We start from the raw sequence: 21564 nt of genomic DNA, 5'->3' as shown, positions 1-21564 counted from the left end.
AATGTGTTCCGCGACACGTTAAGGAGAGGTCAAGGAGACCGGAACCTTCAGCGGTTCAAACGCCTGCCGAGACGACGAACGGTCGACGAACGGTGGTCCGACCACGACGAGGGGGTTTCGGCTGTGCGATCGTCCAAATGCAGCCGCAGCATGGCGGCCGTGGACCAGGCGGGAGGCCTGCCCCGCCAGGAAACCACGATCATTACTCCGAATGCCAGCGGAACCGACCAGGGAGCGGGCTGCGACACCAGGATCGCGGGCAGACCGCTCAGGCTGGGTACGAAAAGAGCAACCAGGATCGAGCCCGAAGACGCGACGAGCCCGGCGAGGACACCGCTGATCGCGCCCGCGGCGGTGAGCCGGTTCCACCAGATGCCGAGCACCAGCAACGGGCAGAAAGTGGATGCGGCCACGGTGAAACCCCAGGTGACGAGGACGCCCGCGTCCAATCTGGCCGACGGCAGCGCGAGCAGGACCATCACCGCCGCCGCCCCGAGCACCGACCACCGCAGCCTCCGCAGGCCGCCGGGCGCGAGGTCGTGCGCGACCGCGCCGGAGATCACCAGCAGCAGCCCGAGCGACGTCGCCAGGAACGCGGCGAACGCGCCCGCCGTCAGCAGCCCGGTGAACAGCGACCCCGCCCAGCCGTCGTCGATCTGCGCCGGCAACGCGACGACGACCGTGTCCGTCGCTCCGGAGACGTACAGTTCGGGCACCAGCACGCGACCGAAGACGCCGTAAACCCCTGGGAACAGGTAGAAGACGCCGAGCAGGGCGACGGTGATCGCCGCGGTCCGGCGGGCGGCGCGGCCGTCCGGGCTGGTGTGGAAGCGCATCAGGACATGCGGCAGGCCCATGGTGCCGAGCATGGTGGCGATCAGGATCGCCCACGTGCCGAGCAGCGGATAGCCCTGGTCGCCGAGGTCGAGCAGCGGCCGTTGCCAGTCCGGCCCGCCCAGCGGGGCTCCGCCCCGGACGGCGGGGACCGGGGTCCCCTCGGCGAATTCCAGGGTCTCGCCGCTCCTGGCCACCAGCTCACCCGGTGGTACGACGTGCTTTTCCGGAGTGAGCAGGGTGGTCGGCTCGCGCAGAGTGAGCGTCACGTCGATCTCGAAGGAAAGCTGCGTGTCCCGGGCGAAGTGGGTGAATTCCACCGGATGCACCGAAGCCGACCGCTGCTCCGGGGACACCTGGGAGACCAGCCAGATCGCGGGGACGATGAACAACAGCAGTTTCAGCACGAACTGGAAGGCCTGGACGTAGGTCGCCGCGCGCATCCCGCCGAGCGCCAACGTCGCGCTGACGGCGGTGCCCGCGATGACGACGCCGACCCAGTACGGCGTCCCGCCGACGGCGGTCAGCACGAGCCCCGCGGTGCGGAACTGCGGTACCAGGTAAAGGGTTCCGATCACGAGTACGACGACGGCGGCGATGCGGCGCAGGGCGGGGGAGGCGAGCCGCGCTTCGGCGAAGTCCGGGACGGTGAGCGCGCCGGAACGCCGCATCGGCGCGGCGACGAGCACCAGCATCGCGATGTACCCGGCGGTGAAGCCGACCGGATACCAGAGCGCGCCGATTCCGTCCTTCACCACCAGCCCGGCCACACCGAGGAACGACGCCGCGGACAGGTACTCGCCGGAGACCGCGGCGGAGTTGACCAGAGGCGAGATCCGGCGCGAGGCGACGAGGAAATCCGACGTCGTGCGCATGGCCGCGACCCCGCGCAACCCGATCAGCAGGGTGACCAGCACGACCGGGGCCACCGAGAGCGCCGTGACCACTAGTCGTCCTCGATCTTTTCCGCCCGGCGCAGTTGCCACCACGACAGCAAGGCCATGGCCGGATACGGGAGGATCGCGATCATCAGCCAGGACAGCGGGATACCCAGCAGCCGCACCGAATCCAGCCCGGGGAACAGCCCGAACACCAGCGGGAGCCCGAAGACCAGCCCGAACATCCCGGCCAACGCGGGGAGCCCGCGACGGCGCTGGGCGCGGTACAGCGCGTCCGCGCGTTCGGCGTCGCCCGCGGCAAGCCGGGGGACGCGCCAGCGGCCGCGTTCCCGTGGCCTCGACCGTGCGAGCCGGGTCTGCGGGCTGGTGACGGCGACCCGTTTGACGCGGCTCACGGGCGGCCGCCCCGGCCGAGTTCGCCGCGTTGCGCGGCGGCGAGCAGCCGGTCCCGAAGGTCGCGCGCGTGGCGGCGGCTCACCGGCACGTCACCTGCCTCCGTATGCGCCAGCAGCCCGCCGGTGGTGTCGCTGCGCAGTTCGAGCACCGCGTCCACGGCGAGCAGGAACCCCCGGTGGACACGCGTGAATCCCGTTCCCTCCCAATACTCTTCGAGCCGGGAGATCGGCATCCGCGTGACGTGGACGCCGGACTTCGTGTGCAGCCGGACGTAGTCGCCGTGTGCCTCGACGAACTGGACGTCGTCGCGCCGGACGTACCGGGTGCGCCCGCCGGATTCCACCGGCAGCGCGGACATCGCGTCCGGCGCGGGTTTCGGCTCGTCGGGCTGGTTGCCCGCCATCCGGACCACTTTGGACAGTGCGGCGGACAGCCGTTCCGCGCGGACCGGTTTGAGCAGGTAGTCGACCGCGCCGATACCGTACGCGGCAACGGCGTGCCCGTCGTGCGCGGTGACGAACACGATCACCGGCGGTTCGTTGAGCCGCGCCAGCAGGGACGCGAGCTCGAGCCCGTCAAGACCGGGCATGGAGATGTCGAGGAAAACGGCGTCGAAATGACTGCCCTGCAACAGCTTGAGCGCGTTGACCGCGTCACCGGCGGCGACCACCTCGGCGACTTCCGGAGCCTCGCGCAGCAGGCTGCACAGCTCGTCGAGGGCGGGCGGGACGTCGTCGACCGCCAGCACCCGCAGCCCGTTCGTCACGGCAGCACCCCCGGCTGGAAACGGGGCACCCGCACCACGACCCTGGTGCCCGCGCCGGTCTCGGTCTCCACCGTCAGCCCGTACCAGGGCCCGTAGACGCTGCGCAGCCGCCTGTCCACATTGGCCAGTCCGACGCCGCCGTCGTCGCCACGCCCGGCAAGGATCGCCGCCGCGCGGGCGGGGTCCATGCCGACACCGTCGTCTTCGACGCTGATCACGCAGTCGTTCCCTTCCGCCATTCCCTGAACCTGGATGAACCCCGCCTCGGCGCGTGGCTCGATCCCGTGCCGGATCGCGTTCTCCACCAACGGTTCCAGCACGAGGTACGGCACCGCGACGGCCAGCACCTCCGGCGCGACGCGCACCTGCACCCGCAGCCTTTCGCCGAGAACGGCACGCTGCAACGCCAAATACGTCTCGATGGCGCGGAACTCCTCGGCGACCATCGTGTACTCGCCGTGCCTGGCGAGGCTGTAGCGCGTGTACTCGGCGAAATCGAGCATCAAGTCGCGGGCGCGGTCCGGGTCGGAGCGGACCAGCGAGGAAATCACGGTGAGCGCGTTGTAGACGAAATGCGGCGAGATCTCGGCCCGCAGTGCCCGCAGCTCCGCCTCCGCGGCCTGTTCGGCGGAGGCCTCCAGCCTGCCGCGTTCGAGCGCGTGGACGACCAGCTCGGCGGCCTGGCGGGCGACGGCGTTCGTGGTTTCGGTGACCAGGAGGACGCCGGCCAGTTCGTCGTGGACGTGCAGGGGCAGCGCCAGCAGTCCGGGCTCGGACACCGGTGTCTCGGAGTGGAGGACTTCGTCGAGCGCTGCGATCACAACGTCGTCGGCTGCCGGTCTCCCCGACCAAAGCAGCGAGCCGGAGAGGTCGGTCAGCCCGAGGCCGGGAACGCCGAACAGCCGCCGGAGTCCGTGTGCCGCGTGGCGGGCGCGGGGCCCGGCGAGGCCGTCCATGAGATCGTCGGAGACGCGCTGGGCGGCGGCGAGCACCGGCACCGGATCCGCGCTCGCGGCGGGACGCCAGGGCAGACGGGTGGTCATCCGGCCTCCTCCGCGACGTCGGGGCCTAGATCCTAACGTCGCTGAGTGGTTTCGCCGGTTACGCTCCGGGCATGGTCCCCGGTGATGCCGTGATGATGCGCTTGGACGTCGTGATGCGGCGGTTCGCGATGGTCGGTTTCGTGGTCTTCGGCGCCGGGGGCTTGGTGGCCGTCGTACTGGCGTTGTTCTCCGGCTCGGTTTCCGGAGTGGTGTTCAGCCTGCTCAGCGTGGCGTTCGCGGGGTTGATCCTGATCGCACTGCGGCGCTCGGCGAGTTCGCTGGTGATTTCCCCCGTGGGGTTCTCGGTGCCGGGGGTGTTCGAGGTCCGGTGGACCGAGGTGACGCGGGTGCGGGTGTACCAGGAGAAGCGGCGGGTGGGGCGGTGGATGCATTGGTGGCACTACCGGCTCGACTGGACCGGGTCGGGGCCCGAAGTGCTGCTTGAGGACGGTGAGTACGTGTACGCGCTGGGGCACCTTGGTGGGGGCGCTCGGCTGTACGCGGCTCTTACGCGCTTCGCGCCCGCTGGGGTGGTCGAGTTCGCCGAGTGAGCGCGCTCCGGATGTCATGAAAGGGTCGTTCAGGACGTTTTTCGTCCTGAACGACCCTTTCATGACATCCGGCCTCACTCGGGGGAGCTGGTCGAGCCGCGGGAGTGAGCCGGTCCCGAACGCCATGAACGGTCCGTTCCTTGCAAAATTTGCAAGGAACGGACCGTTCATAGCAGCACCAAAGCGCGTCAGCAGCTCTGCTTGTAGAAGTACTGCGCGTTCGCGTCCATGTTCGCCTTGGTGATCGAGTGCAGCGAAGCGGTCAGGTTCCGCGTCACCGGCTTGCCCTCCAGCGCCGCGATGGCCTGCTGCACACCCTGCTGCCCGATGGCGGCCGGGTCCTGCGCGATGAGGCCCTGGTACTCGCCCTTCTTCAGGCCCTCGATCTCCGACGGCGAGGCGTCGAAGCCGATCAGGTTGACCGCGCCGATCTTGCCCGCGTTCCGCAGGCCGGTCGCGGCGCCCTCACCGGTGTTGAGGTTGGTCGCGAAGATGCCGATCAGGTCCGGGGTGGACGCCAGCGCGGCGGTCACCTTGGACGCGGCCTGGTCGGGCTCGTTCTGGGTGAACTGCACCCCCGCCGACTTCAGGTTCGGGTAGTTCTTCAGCTCGTCCTCGAAACCCTTCGCGCGGGTGTTCGTGGTCGAGGTGCCGGCGATGGTGTCGAGCACCAGCACCGAGCCGGCCTTGCCCGCGGCCAGTTCCGCCATGGTCTTCGCGGCGAGCTTGCCGCCCTCGGCGTTGTCCGACGAAATGGACGACTCCGCGACGCTGGTGTCCTTCAGCGCGGTGTCGACCTCGATGATCTTCGAGCCGCGGTTCTTGACCTGCTGGATCGGCGCGAGCATCGCCTGGGCGTCGGTCGGCGCGATGAGCAGCGCGGCGGGCGGGTTGGAGCCCAGCGCGTTGACGAGCTGGGTCTGCATGGCCGCGTCGAACTTCTGCGGCGCCTGCGTGGTGAGCTCGTAGCCCGCCTTCTTGGCCTCGGCCTCGGCGCCGCACTGCATCGAGATGTAGAACGGCTCGGCCTGCACGCCCGGGATGAGCGACAGCTTCTTGTTGTTCGTCTTGGCACCGGAGTCGCCCGACGGCGCTTCGCCGACGGTCCCGCCGCCGCAGGCGGTCAGCAGGAGAGCCGCGGACAGGGCGGCACCGGTCAAGAGCAGGGTCTTCTTCATGGGGGATAGCACCTCTTTGTGCGTAGGGATCAGCGAGAATTGCGGCGACGGCGGCGCCGCTGGTCGAACCAGACCGCGGCGATCAGCACCGCGCCGACCGCGATCATCTGCCAGAAGTCCTGGACCTGCGTGATGTTGAAGCCCTTCTTCAGCACGGCCGGGATGAACACGCCGATCACCGTGCCCAGCACCGAACCGACACCGCCGAAGAGACTCGTCCCGCCCATCACCGTGGCGGCGATGGCGTTGAGGTTGTCGGTGGTGTGCGCCGAAATCGTCGTCGACGCGTAGTACGCCAGCGAGAGGAAACCGGCGACACCGGCGAGGAAACCGGTGAGCGTGTACACCTTCAGCAGATGCGCGGTCACCCCGATGCCCGCCCGGCGCGCGCCCTCGGCGTTGGAGCCGACGGCGTAGGTGTAGCGGCCGAATTTGGTGGTGTGCAACAGCCAGGCGCCGATCAGCGTGATGACCACGGCCACCAGCACCAGGTTCGGCACGCCGCCGAACGACGTCCCGTAGCCGAGCGTCTTGTTGAGCTCGGTCGGCACGCTGCGCACGTCGGACCCGTTGTTCAGCAGGTACGCGGCGCCGAGCGCGGCACCCATCGTGCCGAGCGTGACGATCAGCGGCGGGATGTTCGCCACCGCGATCAGGAAACCGTTGATCAGCCCCCAGATCGTGCCCGCGACGACGGCCGCCACGAGCCCGGCGGTGATGACTCCCCACCCGGCCTTGGTCGCGTCGCCGTCCGGGCTCAGCGCCTCCATCGTCTTGCCCGCCACCATGCCCGCGAAGATCAGCACCGAACCGACCGAGAGGTCGATCCCGGACGTGATGATCACGAACGTCATGCCGACCGAGAGCACCAGCAGCACCGACGTCTCGATGAGCAGCGTCTGGAAGGTGAACAGCGTCGCGAACTCGGCGGGCGCGATCGCGGTGAACACGATGATCAGCGCCAGCAGCACCAGCGCGATCCAGAACGTGTTGGCCCCGATCAGCCGCTGCCCGATCGAGCGCTTGCCGAAGCCACCGTCCACTGTGGTCTGGATCTCGGGGCCGTTCTTCGTCGGAGTGGACACGGTCACGCCGCCTCCTCTTGTACGAGGGCGCCCGTCATCGCGGCGACCAGGTCTTCCAGTTTCGTGTCCGCGCCGGTGAACCGGGCGACGCGTTTGCCGAGCCGCAGCACCTCGATGCGGTCGGACACCGACAGCACCTCGGGCATGTTGTGGCTGATCAGCACGACGGCGATGCCCTTGTCGCGCACCTTCTTGATCACGTCGAGCACGCGTTCGCGCTGCACGACACCGAGCGCGGCCGTCGGCTCGTCCATGAACACGACCTTCGACGCCCAGACGACCGACCGTGCGACGGCGACACTTTGCCGCTGCCCGCCCGAAAGCGAGCCGATGGGGACGTCGGTGCTCTGCAGGGTCACGCCGAGCCGCTGGAACTCCTCCACGGCCTGGCGTTTCATCTCCTTCTTGTCCAGCATCCCGAGCTTGCCGAGGATCCCCTTGCGGTGGATCTCCCTGCCGAGGAACAGGTTCGCGGCCGGGTCGAGTTCCGGGGCGACCGCGAGGTCCTGGTACACCGTCTCGATCCCCATCCGCCGTGCCGTGGTGGGGGAGTCGAGCACCACCTCGGAGCCGTCGAGCAGGATCTTTCCCGACGTCGGCTGCTCGGCACCGGACAGGCATTTGACCAAAGTGGACTTCCCGGCGCCGTTGTCGCCGATCAGCGCGGTGACCTCACCGGCGCGCGCCTGGAAGGAAGCGCCGCGCAGCGCCTCCACCGAGCCGTAGCGCTTGACCAGGTTCTGTGCGTCGAGCAGGAGTTCGCTCACGATCGCTCCCTCTTCTCGGGTGCGGGCGGCCGGCAGCGGATGACGGTGACGTCGCCATCCAAAGTGGACTGACCGGCGTCGTGCGGGACCACGTACGTCTCGCCCTTGCGCAGCGCGTACTCGCCGCCGTGTTCGGTGCGGAGTGTCCCCGAACCGTCCATGACGACCAGCACCGCGAACGACGGATCGAGTGACAACGTTGTCGACCTACCGGAAAGGCCGGGGCGCAGCTGATCGGCACGGAAGAACGCGTCACTGCCGTCGGCGAGAAGGTCCACAGTGGACGCTTCGTCGCCGGCGGTGCGCTTGACGATCGAGCCGAGCCGTTCTTCGTCCCAGCCCGACGTGTCCAGCGTTTCGATGGCGGTCTCGAAGCCGATCCCGAGGTGCGCCTTCTCCGGGTTCGCCAGGAAGTCCCGCCATTCCAAGGTAAGCGAGAAGTCGGTCGGCTGCTGGAGTTCGACGACGAAGACGCCTTCGCCGATCGCGTGCGGCAGGCCCGCCGGGATGTAGACCGTGTCGCCGGGGGTGACCGCGACACTGTTCAGCGCCCCGAGCATGGCGGGCGCGTCCTGGGTGCGGGCCCATTCGTTCACCGTCGCTTTGTCGACGGTCTCCTTGAAGCCGGGGTAGACGCGCGGGTCGTCGCCGTAGGTGCCGACCACGATCCACGCCTCGGTCTTGCCGAAGTGCGAGTCGAAGTGCCGCTTCGCGAACGAGTCCGACGGGTGGAAGTGCACGGGCAGGCGCTGGCCCGCGTCGAGCAGCTTCACCAGCAGGCCGGTCGAATCGCCGAGCGCTTCGACGTGCTTGGCGCCGAGCCAGGCGGCCGGGTTCTCGCGGACGGCGTCGCGCAGCCAGACCCCGTCGGGCAGCTTGCTCAGGCCGTTGGTCTCCTGGCCGAACATCGTGGTGGCCGAGCCGACCCAGTCCTCCGGGCCGTACTTGGATTCCGAGGACGCGCCCCGCAACGCGGCGATGGCGTCACCACCGCGGTAGAACTGCGGCGGCTGGTTCGCCGGCAGGCGGATCGGTTCGAGGTGGCCGCTCATGAAGGGGCGACCTCCCCGGAACCGCGGGCTACGAGATGCACGGGCAGAACTACCTTTCTCGGTGCGGATTGATCTCCCTGGACCCGGGCGAACAGCAGTTCCGCGGCCGCCCGGCCCAGCGCGCTCACGTCGTGCGCGATCACGGAGACCGGCGGATCCAGCAGATCCGCCAGTTCGAAGTCGTCGAAGCTGATCATCGCGGGTCGCCGCTCGGCGTGGGCCAGCGCGCGCAGCAGGTGCACGGCGACCCGGTTGTTGCCCGCGACCACGGCGGTGGCCGGGTTCGCCCCGGTGAGCAGCCGTTTCACGGCGTCGCCGACGCTCTCGGCGGTCGGCGTCCGCATCACGATGAGGCCGTCGTCGAAGGGGATCCCGTTGCGCAGACAGCCTTCCCGGAACCCGCGCAGGCGTTCGCCCGCGGTGAAGATGTCCGGGCTGTCGGCGAGGAACGCGATCCTGCGGTGGCCGTGTTTCGCCAGGTGGGCGACCGCTTCGACGGTGCCGCCGATGTTGTCGACCAGCACCGTGTCGGCCAGGATGTCGCCGGCCGGCCGGTCGAGGAACACCACGGGCGTGCCCGCGCGCATCTCGGGGACCAGGTAGCCGTGCTGCATCCCGGCGGGGACGACGAGGATGCCGTCCACCCGGCGGGAGCAGAACTCCAGGACGAGTTCGCGCTCGCGGTCGGAGTTCTCCTCCGACGAACCGGTCAGCACCTGGCGGCCGAACGAGGTCGCGATGCGCTCCACGGCCCGGTTCAGCTCGGAGTAGAAGGGGTTTCCGACGTCCTCGACGATCAGGCCGATCGTCCCGGTGGTCGAGCCGCGCCGCAGGTTCCGCGCGCCGAGGTTGCGCCGGAACCCGAGCTGCTCGATCGCCGCCATGACGCGCTCCGCCGTGTCCGGATGGACGGCGGGCTCGTCGTTCACCACTCGCGAGACGGTTTTGATGCTCACGCCCGCGAGCCGGGCCACGTCACTCATCGTGGCCCGTCGGCCGGTGGTGCGGTGGCCGTTGTCCGGTCCGCTGGAAGACAACGTTGTCATAGTGGCGGGAATTGAACGCCAGCGAGGCCGCCGTGTCAATGCCCGGTTCGTCCTGGGTCCGCTTTCCGAGTTCGAACCGTTACGGCTCTCCGGGTCGCTGTCCTGAATCGGACAGGGTTTGACGGACCTCTTGACCAGGTGGTCTGTTCTTGTCGAAGGTGAGCAGGCAGCGACAACGTTGTCAGGAGGCGGCCTTTCCCATGCCTGCACGTACCTCGACCCGCGTCGCCGGGTTGCTCACCGCGCTGATCGTTCCCGCCGGGCTGCTCACGCCCGTCGCGGCGGCGGCGCCCGGTGGCGACCCCGTGGACGCGGTCAACACCTTCATCGGAACCAAGGACGACGGCAACACCTTCCCCGGCGCGTCGGCCCCGTTCGGGATGACGCAGGTCAGCCCGATTTCCTCGCATTACGCCGGCTATCGCTACGACGACACCGCGATCCGCGGCTTCGGGCACTTCTTCCTGTCCGGGGCGGGCTGCTGGGAGCAGGGTGGTCTCGTGTCGACCCTGCCCACCACCGGCGCGGTCGGGCCCGGCGCGGCGTTCGACACGACGAAACCCGGGACGTTCGACCACAAGACGTACGCCTCGCCGTACACGCACGAGGGCGAGGTCGGGAAGCCCGGCTACTACAAGGTGCGGCTCACCGGTTACGGCGGCGTCGACGCGGAGACCACCGCGACCACGCGCACCGGTGTCGAGCGGTACACCTTCGCGAAATCGGGCGACGCGAACGTTTTCGTCAACGTCGGACAGGCCAACGACAAGGAACCCGTGACGGCGAGCCAGATCCGCGTCGTCGGCGACCGGACGGTCGAAGGAATGGTGGAGTCGCAGGCCTTCTGCGGCGGGAAGCCGTACAAGACCTGGTTCACCACGACGTTCGACAAGCCGTTCAAGTCCTTCGGCACCTGGTCGCCGACGGGTGGCACCCCGGGCTCGAAGGAATCCGCCGGTGGCGAGGGGCTGCGCGGCGCGTGGCTGGCCTTCGGCGGCGGGCAGGTCACCGCGACGACGGCGATCTCCCATGTGGACGCTTTCGGCGCCAAGCTCAACCTCGCCTCGGAGAAGGGGCGTTCGTTCGACGCCGTCCGCGACGGTGCCCAGCGCGCCTGGCGCAAGGAACTGTCCTCAGTGGACATCAAGGGCGGGACGAAGGACGACCGCACGGTGTTCTACACCTCGCTCTATCACGCACTCCTGCAACCGTTGACCGGCAACGACGCCGACGGCCGCTACCGCGGGTTCGACGACAGGATCCACCGCGCGCTGGGCTGGACGTACTACGAGTTCTTCTCGTTGTGGGACACCTATCGCACGCAGAACCAGCTGCTCGCCCTCCTGCGGCCGTCGCGGGCGAAGGACGTCGCGAAGTCCGTGCTCGCCATCCACGACCAGGGCGGCTGGCTGCCGCGTTGGGCGTACGCGAACCAGGAGACGAACACCATGACCGGCGATCCGGTCACCCCGTTCTTGGTCGACCTGTGGCGTTTCGGTGCGTTGTCCGGGCAGGAGCTCAAGGCCTACCAGGCACTTCTGCAGAACTCGCGGGAGATCCCGCCCGCGTCCTCGCCGTTCCAGGGCCGCTCGGGGAACGCGAGCTACCAGAAGGACGGCTTCGTCCAGTACGACAAGGACTTCCCGAAAAAGGGGCAGGACACCGACCCGAACCACGGCGCTTCGGCCACGTTGGAGTACGCGCTCGCGGACTGCTCACTGTCCATCATGGCCGCCGGTCTCGGCAAGAAGGACGACGCGAAAGCGCTGTCCGACAAGGGACGCAGCTATCGCACGCTGTGGGATCCTTCGGTGACCGACCGCGGCTTCACCGGGTTCTACCGGCCCAAGGTCGAAGACGGCGCATGGTTCAGCCCGGCGGACAAGCCGTACACCCCGCAGAGCCCGGACGGGTTCCACGAGGGCACGTCGTGGCAGTACCAGTGGCTGACCCAGCAGGACGTGCCCGGCCTCGTCGAGCGGATGGGCGGCAAGGAGAACGTCGGCAAGCGGCTCGACGACTTCTTCGCCTACGGGGATCTGCTCAAGGATCCGGCGAAGACCGTGCGCGAGGAATGGGTCGTCGGCCCGTACAACTACTACAACCAGTTCCGCTACAACCCGAACAACGAGCCGGATCTGCACTCGCCCTGGATGTACACGCTGACCGGGCAGCCGTGGAAGACCTCGGCCGTCGTCCGCGCGGCGCACACGTTGTTCACCAACGCGCCCAACGGTGTCACCGGCAACGACGACCTCGGGACCATGTCCGCGTGGTACGTCTTCAGCGCGCTGGGGCTCTATCCGGCGGTGCCGGGCACCGGGCAGTTCCTGCTGAACGCGCCGCGGTTCGAGAAGTCGGTGGTGCACTTGGAGAACGGCCGTGACATCACGATCAAGGCCGACGGCGCCGACGGGTCGAAGCTCCAGTACGTCCAAGGGCTGGGATCCGGCTCGCAGCGGGCGTATGTCGGCTTGGAACAGTTGACCCGAGGGACCACTTTGGACTTCAAGCTGACCGGGGATGTGGCCAAGGCCACCTGGGCGACCGGCCCGGAAGGCGCGCCGAAATCGCCCTGCGCCGGGTGATCCGAGTGGTTTAGACCGGTTCGTGCCGGGGGTCGTGAGGAGCATCACGACCCCCGGTGTTCCGGTGAGGGCCGTCACGCCTCACACTGGTATTACCACGTCCGACAGCGCTGTTGACGTTCTTGGCGAGTCCGCCTTGGACAGTGCTCGTCGGACGTAGTCATGTGTGCACGCATAGTGGTGAGACCCCACAGGAGGAGAAAGTGTCCAGCAAGGCCGCTCTAGTATTCCGCGTGGCCGCGGTAGCCGAAGCCCTCTCGTGGGCCGGGCTGCTGGTCGGGATGTTCCTCAAGTACGCCGTCAAGCTCGGCGAGGGCGGCGTTCCCGTCCTCGGCATGGTGCACGGCGTCGTGTTCGTCCTCTACGTGCTGGTCTCCCTGTCCGTGGCGAAGCCGCTCGGCTGGCGCCCGAAGACCCTGATCCTCGCGCTGCTCTCCAGCATCCCGCCGCTGTTCACCTGGCTGTTCGAGGCCTGGGCGCTGCGCAACGGCAAGCTCGACGGCCCGCAGCGGCTGTCGCACGGCGGTGTCGGCCTCTTCGCCACCAAGTCCGCGGAGCCCGCCGCCGTCTGATTCTTTAGCGCGTGAAGGCCCCCTTCCCTCGGCTCAGTCGAGGGAAGGGGGCCTTCACGCGCTATTCGGTGAAGTCGCCGGTGGCCTTGCGGACCTTCGTGAGCAGGTCGGTCAGCTGCTCGGTCTGCTTGCCGGTGAGCCCGGTCAGCCCGAAGTCGATTTCGGTGACCGCCTTCGTGGCCTCTTCGCGGCGTGCGCGGCCTTCGTCGGTGATCTCGACCAGCGTGGTCCGGCGGTCGGTCGGATGCGGCACGCGTTTGACCAAGCCGTCCTTCTCCAGCCGGTCGACGATGTTGGTGACGCTCGTCGGATGCAGTTGCAGCCGCTCGCCCATCACGCGCATCGGCAGATGGGACGCGCGGGCGAAGGTCAGCAGGACCAGTGCCTCGTACCGGGCGAAGGTCAGCCCGTGCGGTTTGAGCGCGCCGTCCACCGCGGACTGGATGATCTGTTGCACGCGCATGATCCCGGTCACCGCGGCCATGGTTTCGGACGGCCCGATCCGGGCCTCCCACAGCTGCGCCGCGCGGGCGATCGGGTCGAACGGCAACGGACGGCTCATGGCGCTCGAAGTTACCAGCGGGTACCCGTGCCATGCCGCACCACCGGGTGTTATGCGTGGGAAAAGCGTCTGAACGAGGAGCAGAAGATGATCGTGGCCTTCAGTGTCAGCCCGTCCGCGGCCGAGGAGGACGGCGGGGTCAGCGAGGCGGTCGCCCGCGCGGTGAAAGTGGTCCGCGAGTCCGGCTTGCCCAACTCCACCAACGCGATGTTCACGAACATCGAGGGCTCGTGGGATGAGGTCATGGATGTCGTGAAGCGGGCCGTCGAGGCCGCGGGCGAGGGCTCGTCACGGGTCGGGCTGGTGCTCAAGGCCGACATCCGGCCGGGGTACGAAGGTCAGCTGACCGCGAAGGTGGAGCGCGTCGAAAAGCACCTGCGCGACTGAGTCAGGGGAGCGGCGGGGTGAACGAGACCAGCCACAGCTTGTCCTTGACCGCGATGGCGAGCGGATAGCCGAAGGGGCGGCCGTCGGCGAGCTTCCCGCTGACGGTGGCCGAGGTCGGCGCGAGATCGTCCGGCGCGAACTTCACCGTGACGTCGTGGGCGCCGCGGCCCGCCAGCGTGTCGATATAGGACTTCGCGAAGTCGCCCGCCGACGCCGGCGGATAGTCGATGAGTTCGGAGAGTGCCTCGACGTCGTGCTCGTTGAGTGCGGCGGTGAGGCCTTCCCGGAGCTGCCCGGGACTGGCGACACCGGGGTCGGGCTGGTGGGCGATGAGGACCGTGATGACGCTCACCCAGACGATGGCGATGCTGATCGCGAGGGCCACGGTGGCCGTCCTGCGGGTCGGAATGTCGATCACCCCCTCGTGGCGAGCCTGCCGGAACACCGACGTCCTGCCAAGCGGGCAGCCGGGGGCATGCGGTGAAACGCTCGGGGATGCGTGCCAGGATGGAACCCGTGACACACCCACGCGGATCAGCATCGAAGACGGCGGCCCTCTCCGCCGCGCTTTCCGGCGCGGTCGACCTTTCCGCGCTCAAGGCGCGTGCCGAGGCGCCCCAGAAACAGCCTCCTGCTCCACCTCGTCCGGCGGACGGTGCCGCCCCCGCCGCGGGTGGGGCCGTGATCGACGTCACCGAGGCTACCTTCCAGACGGAGGTCGTCGAACGCTCCTTGCAGCAGCTGGTGGTCGTCGACCTGTGGGCCGAATGGTGCGGCCCGTGCAAACAGCTCAGCCCGGTGCTGGAACGCCTCGCCGCCGAGTCCGGTGGCGCCTGGGTGCTCGCGAAGGTGGACGTCGACGCCAACCCGCGCATCGCGCAGCTCTTCGGCGCGCAGTCGATCCCGACGGTCATCGCCATCGGCGGCGGCCAGCCGGTCGACGCGTTCTCGGGCGCCCTGCCCGAACCCGAGATCCGCAAATGGCTCGGTTCGCTGCTCGACGCGCTGCGTGACCGGCTTCCCGGCATCAAGGCGGCCGAGCAGAACGGCGGCGGTGTCGAGGTGCCTGAGGACCCGCGGTTCACCGAGGCCGAGGAGGCCTTCGAACGCGGTGACTTCGCCGCGGCGCAGGCGGCCTACGAGCGCATCCTCGACGTCGAGCCGGCGAACGAGGAGGCCAAGACCGCGCTCGCGCAGGTCAAGTTCACCGCGCGCGCCGAGGCCGCAGGCCCGGACGCGATCGCGAAGGCCGACGCCGACCCGGCCGACCTCGACGCGCAGCTCGCCGCCGCCGACCTCGAAGTCGCGGGGCAGCAGCCCGAGGCGGGCTTCGCGCGGCTGATCGCCGTCGTGCGGCGGACGGCGGGCGACGAGCGCAACAAGGTGCGGGAGCACCTGGTGGCGCTGTTCGACCTGTTCGACTCGGCGGACGAGCGCGTCATGAAGGCGCGGCGGGATCTGGCGAGCGCTCTTTACTGAGCGTCCACAAGCCCCCGAATGCCATGAACGGTCCGNNTTGCAAGGAACGGACCGTTCATGGCACTTCAGGGAGCGATGACCGGACCGATCAGCCCGATCAGCCGTACTGGGTCGAGCACACCGACGAGCTCTCCAGGTAGCCCTTCCGCAGCGCCTCGAGCCGCTCGAAACCGTTGTCCACGCGCTTGCCGTTGACATCGGCCGAGACCAGGCTGTCCGGGCTCAGCAGGTCCGAGATGGCCTCGTCGAGGTCACCGGAAGAGAGCCGCAGCGTCGCGCCGGGCACGGTGCTGGCCTTCGCCCAGGCGCCCACCAGGCAGGCGGTGCGCAGTCCCGCGTTCGCGTTGTCGATCGACGCGCCGACACCCTTCTGGATGCCCATCGCGTACCGGGACGCGATTTCCGAGAACGCGGCGAAGTCGCCCTTGCCCTCGCTGTGCCCGCTTTCCCATTCCGCCTGCTGATCGACCGGCTGGGCCAGCTCGCGCAGCTTGGCCAGGTCGATGCTGACGGTGTTGTTCGACGGGCAGTACGACGCGGGCGGGGTGCTGGGGCCGCCGGGGCAGCTGCCGTTGCCGTCCTCGGTGATCTCCGGGCCGGGGACACCGGCGCCCTGGAAGGCCTTGTCCAGGCTCTCCTTCAGGATCCCGATGATCTTCATGTCGAGCTTCTCGTCGCCCTTGCCCTTGTCACCCTTGTCGAACGGGCGCTCGGTGATCCGCGCCTTGATGTTCTCCTCGTTCATCGCGGCGCATTCCTTCGGGCCCTTCTCGAACCCGACCTGGAACGCGTAGGTGCGGTCGAACGCCGTGCCGTGCGCGCCCTGCTTGGTCGCGCTGGTGCCCGCCTGGTCGCGGATCAGGAACAGCGACGCCATGACCTGGTTGAGGCCTTCGGACGTCGAGACCCGGTAGTACTTGCTCTTGTCCTCGGCGACCCAGCGGAAGTAGCCGCCGGCGAAGCAGTCGGCCTGCTGTTCCTTGACGATCGACGGGGTGTTCTTCTTGATGCTGGCCTTCTCGCCGAGCCGGTACTGCACGGCGTGCCCGAGTTCGTGCGCGAGCACGACGGCGCCCGCCATCTTCCCGAACCGCTCGCGCAGCATCGGCAGCAGCACGCCGCGGTCCCACGCCACCAGGTCACCCGGCGGGCAGTAGAACGCGTTGACGAGCTTCTTGACGCTGCCGCATTCGGTCTCTTCGTCGTCGGTCTTCGCGCTGTAGGACAGCAGCGCCTTCAGCGGCTCGTACGGCTGCCCGAAGTCGCGCGGCATGACCTCGGTCCAGTAGGCCTGCGCGTCGGCGATCGCGGCGATGGCGAGCTGGTCGTCTTCGGAGCCGTCCTCGTTGCGGACCTGCAGATCCGGCTTCGGCGCGTTCGGCTTGAGCCCGCTCTCGAAATGCGTGACCGGCAGGCCCGCGATGTCACCGGCGCCCGGCTGGCTGCCCTGCTGGCCGGTCGAGCTTCCCTTGTCGCTGCAGGCGCTCAGCCCGAGGGCCAGCACCGTCGCGACCGCGATCAGAGCCGGGCGTTTGAAGCCCCGCGCTCCCCCTTGGATCATGTTCACTCGCTTGTCGTCAGGGCCCCGACCGGGCCGCGTACTCCGGCAAGCAGGGACCCTACCCAGCGCTTATGGCCCGCGTGCAGGTAATCCCCGAAGTGGGTCTTGAGCGGGGCGGGGGCGCTGCCGATATGGTCGCTCCTCATGAGAGCAGTCCGCCGGTTCACCGTCCGCGCGAGCCTGCCGGAGTCGCTCTCCGGCCTCGGTGACCTCGCCACGAATCTGCGCTGGACCTGGCATCCGCCCACCCGCGACCTGTTCGCGTCGATGGACGCGGAGCTGTTCAACCGCGTCCGCGACCCGCTGCGGATGCTCACCGCCCTGCCTCCGGCCCGCCTCGACGAGCTCGCCGTCGACGACGCGTTCCTCGCCCACGCGCGCGAGGCGGTCGCCGATCTGGACCGCTATCTCGCCGAGCCGCGCTGGTACCAGAAGCAGGACGACCCCGACCTCCCGCCCGCCGTCGCGTACTTCTCGATGGAGTTCGGCGTCACCGAGGCACTGCCGAACTACTCCGGCGGCCTCGGCGTGCTCGCCGGTGACCACCTCAAGGCGGCGTCGGACCTCGGCGTGCCGATGGTCGGCGTCGGGCTGCTCTACCGCGCCGGCTACTTCCGGCAGGCGTTGTCGCTCGACGGCTGGCAGGTCGAGCACTACCCGGTGATCGACCCGAACGCCTTCCCGCTGGAGCTGCTGACCGACGGCGGCGAACCGGTGCTGGTCGACGTCGCGATGCCCGCCGGGCGCACGCTGCACGCGCAGATCTGGAAGGCCCGCGTCGGCCGAATCCCGCTGCTGCTGCTGGACACCGACACCGACGCCAACGACGAGGATCTGCGCGCGGTCACCGACCGGCTGTACGGCGGCGACGCCGACCACCGCATCCGGCAGGAGATCCTGTCCGGGATCGGCGGTTTCCGCGCGGTGCGGCGCTACTGCGAGCTGACCGGGCATCCGCAGCCAAAGGTGTTCCACACCAACGAAGGCCACGCCGGTTTCCTCGGGCTGGAGCGGGCCCGCGAGATCATCCAGGCCGACGGGCTGGCGTTCGACGAGGCGCTGCCCGCCGTCCGCGCCGGCACCGTGTTCACCACGCATACGCCGGTCAGCGCCGGGATCGACCGGTTCCCCGTCGATCTCGTCCAGCGGTACTTCACCGACGGCAGGCTGGTCCCGGACGTCGATCCGCGCCGCGTGCTCGCCCTCGGCGCGGAGGACAACCCCGGCCTGTTCAACATGGCGCATATGGGCTTGCGGCTGGCCCAGCGCGCGAACGGCGTCTCGGCCCTGCACGGCCGCGTCTCGCGGCGGATGTTCTCCCGGCTGTGGCCCGGATTCGACTTCGACGAGGTGCCCGTCTCCTCGGTCACCAACGGTGTCCACGGGCCGACTTGGGTGGCACGTGAACTGAGCGCGCTGCTCGGGCGCAACCACGAGGAGCTGGGCCTCGACGGTGCTCAGGGCAAGCCGTTGCGGGACGGCGTCACCGACGAACAGCTGTGGGCGCTGCGGAGGGAGCTGCGCGAGAAGCTGGTCGCCGAGGTGCGGCGCCGGGTGCGGGCCGCGTGGATGCAGCGTGGCGCGTCGGCGCTCGAACTCGGGTGGACCGACACGGTCTTCGACCCGGATGTGCTGACCGTCGGCTTCGCGCGCCGCGTGCCGACGTACAAACGGCTCACGCTGATGCTGCGCGACCCGGATCGCCTGCGCGCGCTGCTGCTGGACGAGCGGCGGCCGATCCAGCTCGTCGTCGCGGGCAAATCGCATCCGGCCGACGAGGGCGGCAAGCAGCTGATCCAGCAGATCGTCCGGTTCGTCGACGATCCCGAAGTCCGTCGCCGGATCGTGTTCCTGCCGGACTACGACATGTCCATGGCGCGCTACCTCTACCGCGGTTGCGACGTCTGGCTGAACACGCCGGTGCGGCAGCTGGAGGCGTGCGGCACCTCGGGGATGAAGTCCGCTCTCAACGGCGGCCTCAACCTGTCCATCCGCGACGGCTGGTGGGACGAGTGCTACGACGGCAGCAACGGCTGGGCGATCCCGACCGCGGACGGCGTCACCGACCCGCTGCGCCGCGACGAACTGGAGGCCGCGGCGCTCTACGACCTGCTGGGCCACCAGATCGCGCCGCTGTTCTACGACCGCGGCGCCGACGGCGTGCCCGGTGGCTGGCTGTCGATGGTGTGGCACACGCTGGAGACCCTCGGGCCGCGAGTGCAGGCTTCGCGCATGGTGCGGGAATACGTCGAATCGGGGTACCTGCCCGCCTCGCGCATGGTCGCGGAGGCCACCGGCGACGGCTATCGCGGCGCGTTGTCGCTGGCCGACTACCGGACCAAACTGGACGTTTCCTGGCCGCGCGTGCGGATCTTCGACACCGAACTGCTCGTCGAGGACTCCGCCCCGATGGTCACCGGTACCGAGGTGACCATCCGGGCGCGGATCGACCTCGCCGGTCTCGAACCGTCCGAAGTGGACGTCCAGGCCGTCGTCGGGAAGGTGGGGGACGGGGACGAATTGAGCGACCCGGTCACCGTCGGCATGTCGGGCGACGGGATCGGCGCGTTCGCGGCACGGCTGAAACTGCCGCATCCGGGCTCGATCGGCTATACCGTCCGCGTGCTGCCGAAGCACCGCCTGCTGGCCACACCGGCGGAGCTGGCCCGAGTCGTCCACGCTTAGGCCGGTACCGAACAAAACAAGCCGCCGATTCTCGATTTCCGCCGAACAATGCGGAAAGGCCCGGTGAAATAGACTTTGCCGGGCCGATCGCGAATCGCGGAGGAATGGTGGCTTCGGCGAAAGAGACGAAAACATCGCGCAGGGCCAAGGACCGGCTGCACCATGTCCACGCCCGCGCCGGAATCCGGCAGGACGGCCTGCGCCATGCGCTGGGGCCGGAATTGCGAGACATCTGGGGGATCGCCGAGGACGCCGAGCCGGGCCGGGTGCGCGAGATCGTCCTTCTGCGCCTGAACCGCGTTCTCGAGCGGTTCGCCGACCCGCTCATGCCCGAGATCGTCTGGACCGCGTACAACCTCGGCGTCGATCCGGTGCACGGCGGGGCGGGCATGGTCGGCCGGATCAGGACGATGGTCGGCCGCGGCCGGGTCGCCGTCTCCGAGCGCACCTGCACCAGGCGGTTCTACGACTTCCTGGGAAGTGTCAAGAACAGCCTGGACGGTTTCCAGGAGGACCTCACCGGCGAGGACTTCAAGCTCGCCGCGCGGTGGATCGCCGAGAACGTCCGTCCCGAACGGGAGCAGAATCCGCGCGACCCCGTGCCCGCGGTCATGCGCATGTTCCTCGACGGCACGGTATGCGGTCCCGCGGACGAGGCGGGTGCGCCGATCCCCGCCCGCCTCGGCGCGCACGGCGACTGGCTCTGCGTCTTCACCGACGAGCGGCTCCTGGCCGAGTACCGCGCGGTCACCGGCGCGGGCTGGGCCCGGATCCGGCACCGGACCGGCCGCGAGGTCGTGCTCGCCGCCGCCCGGCGCGACGCGGCGACCGGGGTGCTGGTCAACCCCAGGCCCACGCGCGGCGCCGGGATCCACGCCGCGCTCCCGCTCTCCCCGGATTCGATCGCCCGGCTCGCGGTCCGCCGCTAGGGGACGGCGGGGGTGCCGCCTTCCCGGATCGGGAGGCCGGCCGAACGCCACGCGCGGAACCCGCCTTCGAGGTCGGTGGCGCCCGGCAGGCCGAGCCGCTGCAGATCCGCGGCGGCGAGACTCGACGAATACCCCTCGTTGCAGACGACGATCACCGTCGAGTCCGGTTCGACCTGCGGCAGCCGCCAGTCGCTGTCCGGCGCGAGCCGCCATTCGAGATGGATCCGCTCGACGACCACCGAGTCCGGGATCTCGCCCTCTTCGAGCCGGTTGACGTGCGGGCGGATGTCCACGATCAGGGCACCGTCGCGCTGCAGCCGCAGCGCCTGCTCCGGCCCCGCCCGGTCCAGTCCGGCCCGGGCGGCGGCCAGCAGGTCGTCGATCGCGCTCATGGGCCCAGTATCGGGGCCAGCGAGGGGATCTCGGCGGGAACGTCGGCGAGCGTCGAGTATTCGCGGGTCGCGACGAGCGGCGGCGAGTAGGCGTGGACGCTCGCGGCGGGCTCGGTGCCGATGCCGGTCACCTGGTGCGCGCGGCCCGCGCCGAACCCGATGCCCTCGCCCGCGACGTGCGTGCGGCGCCGGACCGGGCCGCCGGGGTAGCGGTACTCCTCACCGAGTTCGCCCTGCAGCACGGTGAACGAGCCGGACGCGCCGCCGTGGTCGTGCGGTTTGGTCTGCTGGCCGGGCAGCCACGACAGCAGCCACAGTTCGACGCCGTCGGTCAGCGCGAGCCGCGCCCACCAGCGCTGGTCGGCGTCGAAGCGCAGCAGGCCGCGCAGGCCCGAGGTGAGTTCGGTGGCGACGGTGGCGGTCAGGTCGGCCAGTTCCCGGGGCGTCCAGAGCAGACGGTCGGGGTGCAGCAGTTCCGGCAGCAGCGGGTCGGCCAGCCGCGGATGGATCTCGAAGTCCTGGCGGGGCGTGATGGACGTGGTCACGGAGAGGCTCCTCGTGGGTTCGCGGGCGCGGAAGGCAAGGCGCGGCGCGACACGGGAGTGCCGTCGGAAAGAGGAACTCAGCCGTGTCGCGCGGTGGTACACCCGCACGACGCGACGAGGAGCAGGTCGATGGCCCGGCGGCGCCAGAAAGAGCCCCCGATGACGGGGAAGGCGGCGGACACGGACCTGATCACGCGCTCGATGCTGCCACAGCGGCCGCGTCCGGGTCGTCTCGTCCCACTCCCTG

21 protein-coding genes are annotated in these 21564 nt (G+C 69.4%); 7 read left to right on the top strand and 14 right to left on the bottom strand.

Translation table 11 applies throughout. The annotated features are described in order from the left end of the window. Window positions 1–47: 47 nt before the first annotated feature. Genes AVR91_RS20460 through AVR91_RS20445 form a run of 4 tightly spaced genes read right to left on the bottom strand, consistent with a single transcriptional unit; the run spans window position 48 to window position 3938 of the window. Complete coding sequence (locus AVR91_RS20460; protein WP_063272716.1) at window positions 48–1781, bottom strand: sodium/solute symporter; 1734 nt, start codon at window positions 1779–1781, stop codon at window positions 48–50. After that, window positions 1781–2128: a hypothetical protein gene (locus AVR91_RS20455; protein WP_063272715.1), complete on the bottom strand. Its 348-nt coding sequence runs from the start codon at window positions 2126–2128 to the stop codon at window positions 1781–1783. Before AVR91_RS20455 ends, AVR91_RS20460 begins: the two co-directional genes overlap by 1 nt. Continuing rightward, window positions 2125–2895, bottom strand: coding sequence for a LytR/AlgR family response regulator transcription factor (locus AVR91_RS20450; RefSeq protein ID WP_016336641.1), 771 nt, complete (start codon window positions 2893–2895; stop codon window positions 2125–2127). The genes AVR91_RS20455 and AVR91_RS20450 overlap by 4 nt, the downstream gene beginning before the upstream one ends. Then, complete coding sequence (locus AVR91_RS20445; protein WP_063272714.1) at window positions 2892–3938, bottom strand: sensor histidine kinase; 1047 nt, start codon at window positions 3936–3938, stop codon at window positions 2892–2894. The genes AVR91_RS20450 and AVR91_RS20445 overlap by 4 nt, the downstream gene beginning before the upstream one ends. Window positions 3939–4009: 71 nt before the next feature. Here AVR91_RS20445 and AVR91_RS20440 point away from each other — a divergent pair, with 71 nt between their 5' ends. Next, window positions 4010–4489 (top strand): hypothetical protein, encoded by a 480-nt coding sequence (locus AVR91_RS20440; RefSeq protein ID WP_228709263.1) that lies wholly within the window; start codon window positions 4010–4012, stop codon window positions 4487–4489. 188 nt (window positions 4490–4677) lie between these two features. Here AVR91_RS20440 and AVR91_RS20435 read toward each other — a convergent pair whose 3' ends face one another. Genes AVR91_RS20435 through AVR91_RS20415 form a run of 5 tightly spaced genes read right to left on the bottom strand, consistent with a single transcriptional unit; the run spans window position 4678 to window position 9554 of the window. Next, a complete protein-coding gene (locus tag AVR91_RS20435) occupies window positions 4678–5667 on the bottom strand; it encodes an ABC transporter substrate-binding protein (protein ID WP_063272712.1) in 990 nt (329 codons plus the stop codon). A gap of 29 nt (window positions 5668–5696) precedes the next feature. Further along, entirely contained in the window at window positions 5697–6758 is a 1062-nt protein-coding gene (locus AVR91_RS20430) for an ABC transporter permease (protein WP_063272711.1), read from the bottom strand. After that, on the bottom strand, window positions 6755–7519 hold the full coding sequence (locus AVR91_RS20425) for an ATP-binding cassette domain-containing protein (protein WP_016336636.1): 765 nt from the start codon (window positions 7517–7519) through the stop codon (window positions 6755–6757). Before AVR91_RS20425 ends, AVR91_RS20430 begins: the two co-directional genes overlap by 4 nt. Next, entirely contained in the window at window positions 7516–8571 is a 1056-nt protein-coding gene (locus AVR91_RS20420) for a class I mannose-6-phosphate isomerase (RefSeq protein WP_063272710.1), read from the bottom strand. The genes AVR91_RS20425 and AVR91_RS20420 overlap by 4 nt, the downstream gene beginning before the upstream one ends. Next, window positions 8568–9554 carry a LacI family DNA-binding transcriptional regulator gene (locus tag AVR91_RS20415; protein ID WP_063272709.1) on the bottom strand — a complete coding sequence of 329 codons (987 nt, stop codon included), beginning with the start codon at window positions 9552–9554 and terminating at the stop codon, window positions 8568–8570. The genes AVR91_RS20420 and AVR91_RS20415 overlap by 4 nt, the downstream gene beginning before the upstream one ends. A 263-nt stretch (window positions 9555–9817) precedes the next feature. On the opposite strand from AVR91_RS20415, the gene AVR91_RS20410 reads away from it, so the two are divergent. Then, the gene (locus AVR91_RS20410; protein WP_063272708.1) at window positions 9818–12205 is read left to right on the top strand and encodes a GH92 family glycosyl hydrolase; all 2388 of its coding nucleotides are present in this window, start codon (window positions 9818–9820) and stop codon (window positions 12203–12205) included. A gap of 203 nt (window positions 12206–12408) precedes the next feature. Beyond that, window positions 12409–12777 (top strand): DUF3817 domain-containing protein, encoded by a 369-nt coding sequence (locus AVR91_RS20405; protein WP_063272707.1) that lies wholly within the window; start codon window positions 12409–12411, stop codon window positions 12775–12777. Window positions 12778–12838: 61 nt separating this feature from the next. On the opposite strand, the gene AVR91_RS20400 is transcribed toward AVR91_RS20405, so the two are convergent. Next, window positions 12839–13339: a MarR family winged helix-turn-helix transcriptional regulator gene (locus tag AVR91_RS20400; RefSeq protein WP_037341773.1), complete on the bottom strand. Its 501-nt coding sequence runs from the start codon at window positions 13337–13339 to the stop codon at window positions 12839–12841. 87 nt (window positions 13340–13426) lie between these two features. Here AVR91_RS20400 and AVR91_RS20395 point away from each other — a divergent pair, with 87 nt between their 5' ends. Then, complete coding sequence (locus AVR91_RS20395; protein ID WP_063272706.1) at window positions 13427–13726, top strand: thiamine-binding protein; 300 nt, start codon at window positions 13427–13429, stop codon at window positions 13724–13726. Window position 13727: 1 nt separating this feature from the next. On the opposite strand, the gene AVR91_RS20390 is transcribed toward AVR91_RS20395, so the two are convergent. Next, window positions 13728–14111, bottom strand: a complete 384-nt coding sequence (locus AVR91_RS20390; RefSeq protein WP_394329958.1) for a hypothetical protein — start codon at window positions 14109–14111, stop codon at window positions 13728–13730. Between the two features lie 131 nt (window positions 14112–14242). Here AVR91_RS20390 and AVR91_RS20385 point away from each other — a divergent pair, with 131 nt between their 5' ends. Next, complete coding sequence (locus AVR91_RS20385) at window positions 14243–15205, top strand: co-chaperone YbbN (RefSeq protein ID WP_063272722.1); 963 nt, start codon at window positions 14243–14245, stop codon at window positions 15203–15205. A gap of 97 nt (window positions 15206–15302) precedes the next feature. Here AVR91_RS20385 and AVR91_RS20380 read toward each other — a convergent pair whose 3' ends face one another. Beyond that, a complete protein-coding gene (locus tag AVR91_RS20380) occupies window positions 15303–16766 on the bottom strand; it encodes a neutral zinc metallopeptidase (protein ID WP_063272721.1) in 1464 nt (487 codons plus the stop codon). Between the two features lie 144 nt (window positions 16767–16910). Between AVR91_RS20380 and glgP the strand changes: the two genes are divergently transcribed. Together glgP and AVR91_RS20370 are read left to right on the top strand one after the other, a co-directional pair. Then, window positions 16911–19451, top strand: a complete 2541-nt coding sequence (gene glgP, locus AVR91_RS20375) for an alpha-glucan family phosphorylase (RefSeq protein WP_063272704.1) — start codon at window positions 16911–16913, stop codon at window positions 19449–19451. A gap of 104 nt (window positions 19452–19555) precedes the next feature. Beyond that, window positions 19556–20380, top strand: coding sequence for a hypothetical protein (locus AVR91_RS20370; protein ID WP_063272703.1), 825 nt, complete (start codon window positions 19556–19558; stop codon window positions 20378–20380). On the opposite strand, the gene AVR91_RS20365 is transcribed toward AVR91_RS20370, so the two are convergent. Then, window positions 20377–20772, bottom strand: coding sequence for a rhodanese-like domain-containing protein (locus tag AVR91_RS20365; protein ID WP_063272702.1), 396 nt, complete (start codon window positions 20770–20772; stop codon window positions 20377–20379). The genes AVR91_RS20370 and AVR91_RS20365 overlap by 4 nt on opposite strands. Beyond that, the gene (locus AVR91_RS20360) at window positions 20769–21317 is read right to left on the bottom strand and encodes a cysteine dioxygenase (RefSeq protein WP_063272701.1); all 549 of its coding nucleotides are present in this window, start codon (window positions 21315–21317) and stop codon (window positions 20769–20771) included. The genes AVR91_RS20365 and AVR91_RS20360 overlap by 4 nt, the downstream gene beginning before the upstream one ends. Window positions 21318–21564: the final 247 nt, after the last annotated feature.

The sequence above is a fragment of the Amycolatopsis keratiniphila subsp. keratiniphila genome, from assembly GCF_001620365.2.
In the GTDB taxonomy this organism is placed as follows: domain Bacteria; phylum Actinomycetota; class Actinomycetes; order Mycobacteriales; family Pseudonocardiaceae; genus Amycolatopsis; species Amycolatopsis keratiniphila.
This window is presented reverse-complemented; position numbering and strand designations above follow the sequence as displayed.

Coding starts and splice junctions, on each gene's coding strand:
- glgP (WP_063272704.1), top strand. CDS start 16,911: ATGAGAGCAGTCCGCCGGTTCACCGTCCGCGCGAGCCTGCCGGAGTCG.
- AVR91_RS20380 (WP_063272721.1), bottom strand. CDS start 16,766: ATGATCCAAGGGGGAGCGCGGGGCTTCAAACGCCCGGCTCTGATCGCG.
- AVR91_RS20435 (WP_063272712.1), bottom strand. CDS start 5,667: ATGAAGAAGACCCTGCTCTTGACCGGTGCCGCCCTGTCCGCGGCTCTC.
- AVR91_RS20365 (WP_063272702.1), bottom strand. CDS start 20,772: ATGAGCGCGATCGACGACCTGCTGGCCGCCGCCCGGGCCGGACTGGAC.
- AVR91_RS20420 (WP_063272710.1), bottom strand. CDS start 8,571: ATGAGCGGCCACCTCGAACCGATCCGCCTGCCGGCGAACCAGCCGCCG.
- AVR91_RS20410 (WP_063272708.1), top strand. CDS start 9,818: ATGCCTGCACGTACCTCGACCCGCGTCGCCGGGTTGCTCACCGCGCTG.
- AVR91_RS20445 (WP_063272714.1), bottom strand. CDS start 3,938: ATGACCACCCGTCTGCCCTGGCGTCCCGCCGCGAGCGCGGATCCGGTG.
- AVR91_RS20400 (WP_037341773.1), bottom strand. CDS start 13,339: ATGAGCCGTCCGTTGCCGTTCGACCCGATCGCCCGCGCGGCGCAGCTG.
- AVR91_RS20370 (WP_063272703.1), top strand. CDS start 19,556: ATGGTGGCTTCGGCGAAAGAGACGAAAACATCGCGCAGGGCCAAGGAC.
- AVR91_RS20440 (WP_228709263.1), top strand. CDS start 4,010: ATGGTCCCCGGTGATGCCGTGATGATGCGCTTGGACGTCGTGATGCGG.
- AVR91_RS20415 (WP_063272709.1), bottom strand. CDS start 9,554: ATGAGTGACGTGGCCCGGCTCGCGGGCGTGAGCATCAAAACCGTCTCG.
- AVR91_RS20395 (WP_063272706.1), top strand. CDS start 13,427: ATGATCGTGGCCTTCAGTGTCAGCCCGTCCGCGGCCGAGGAGGACGGC.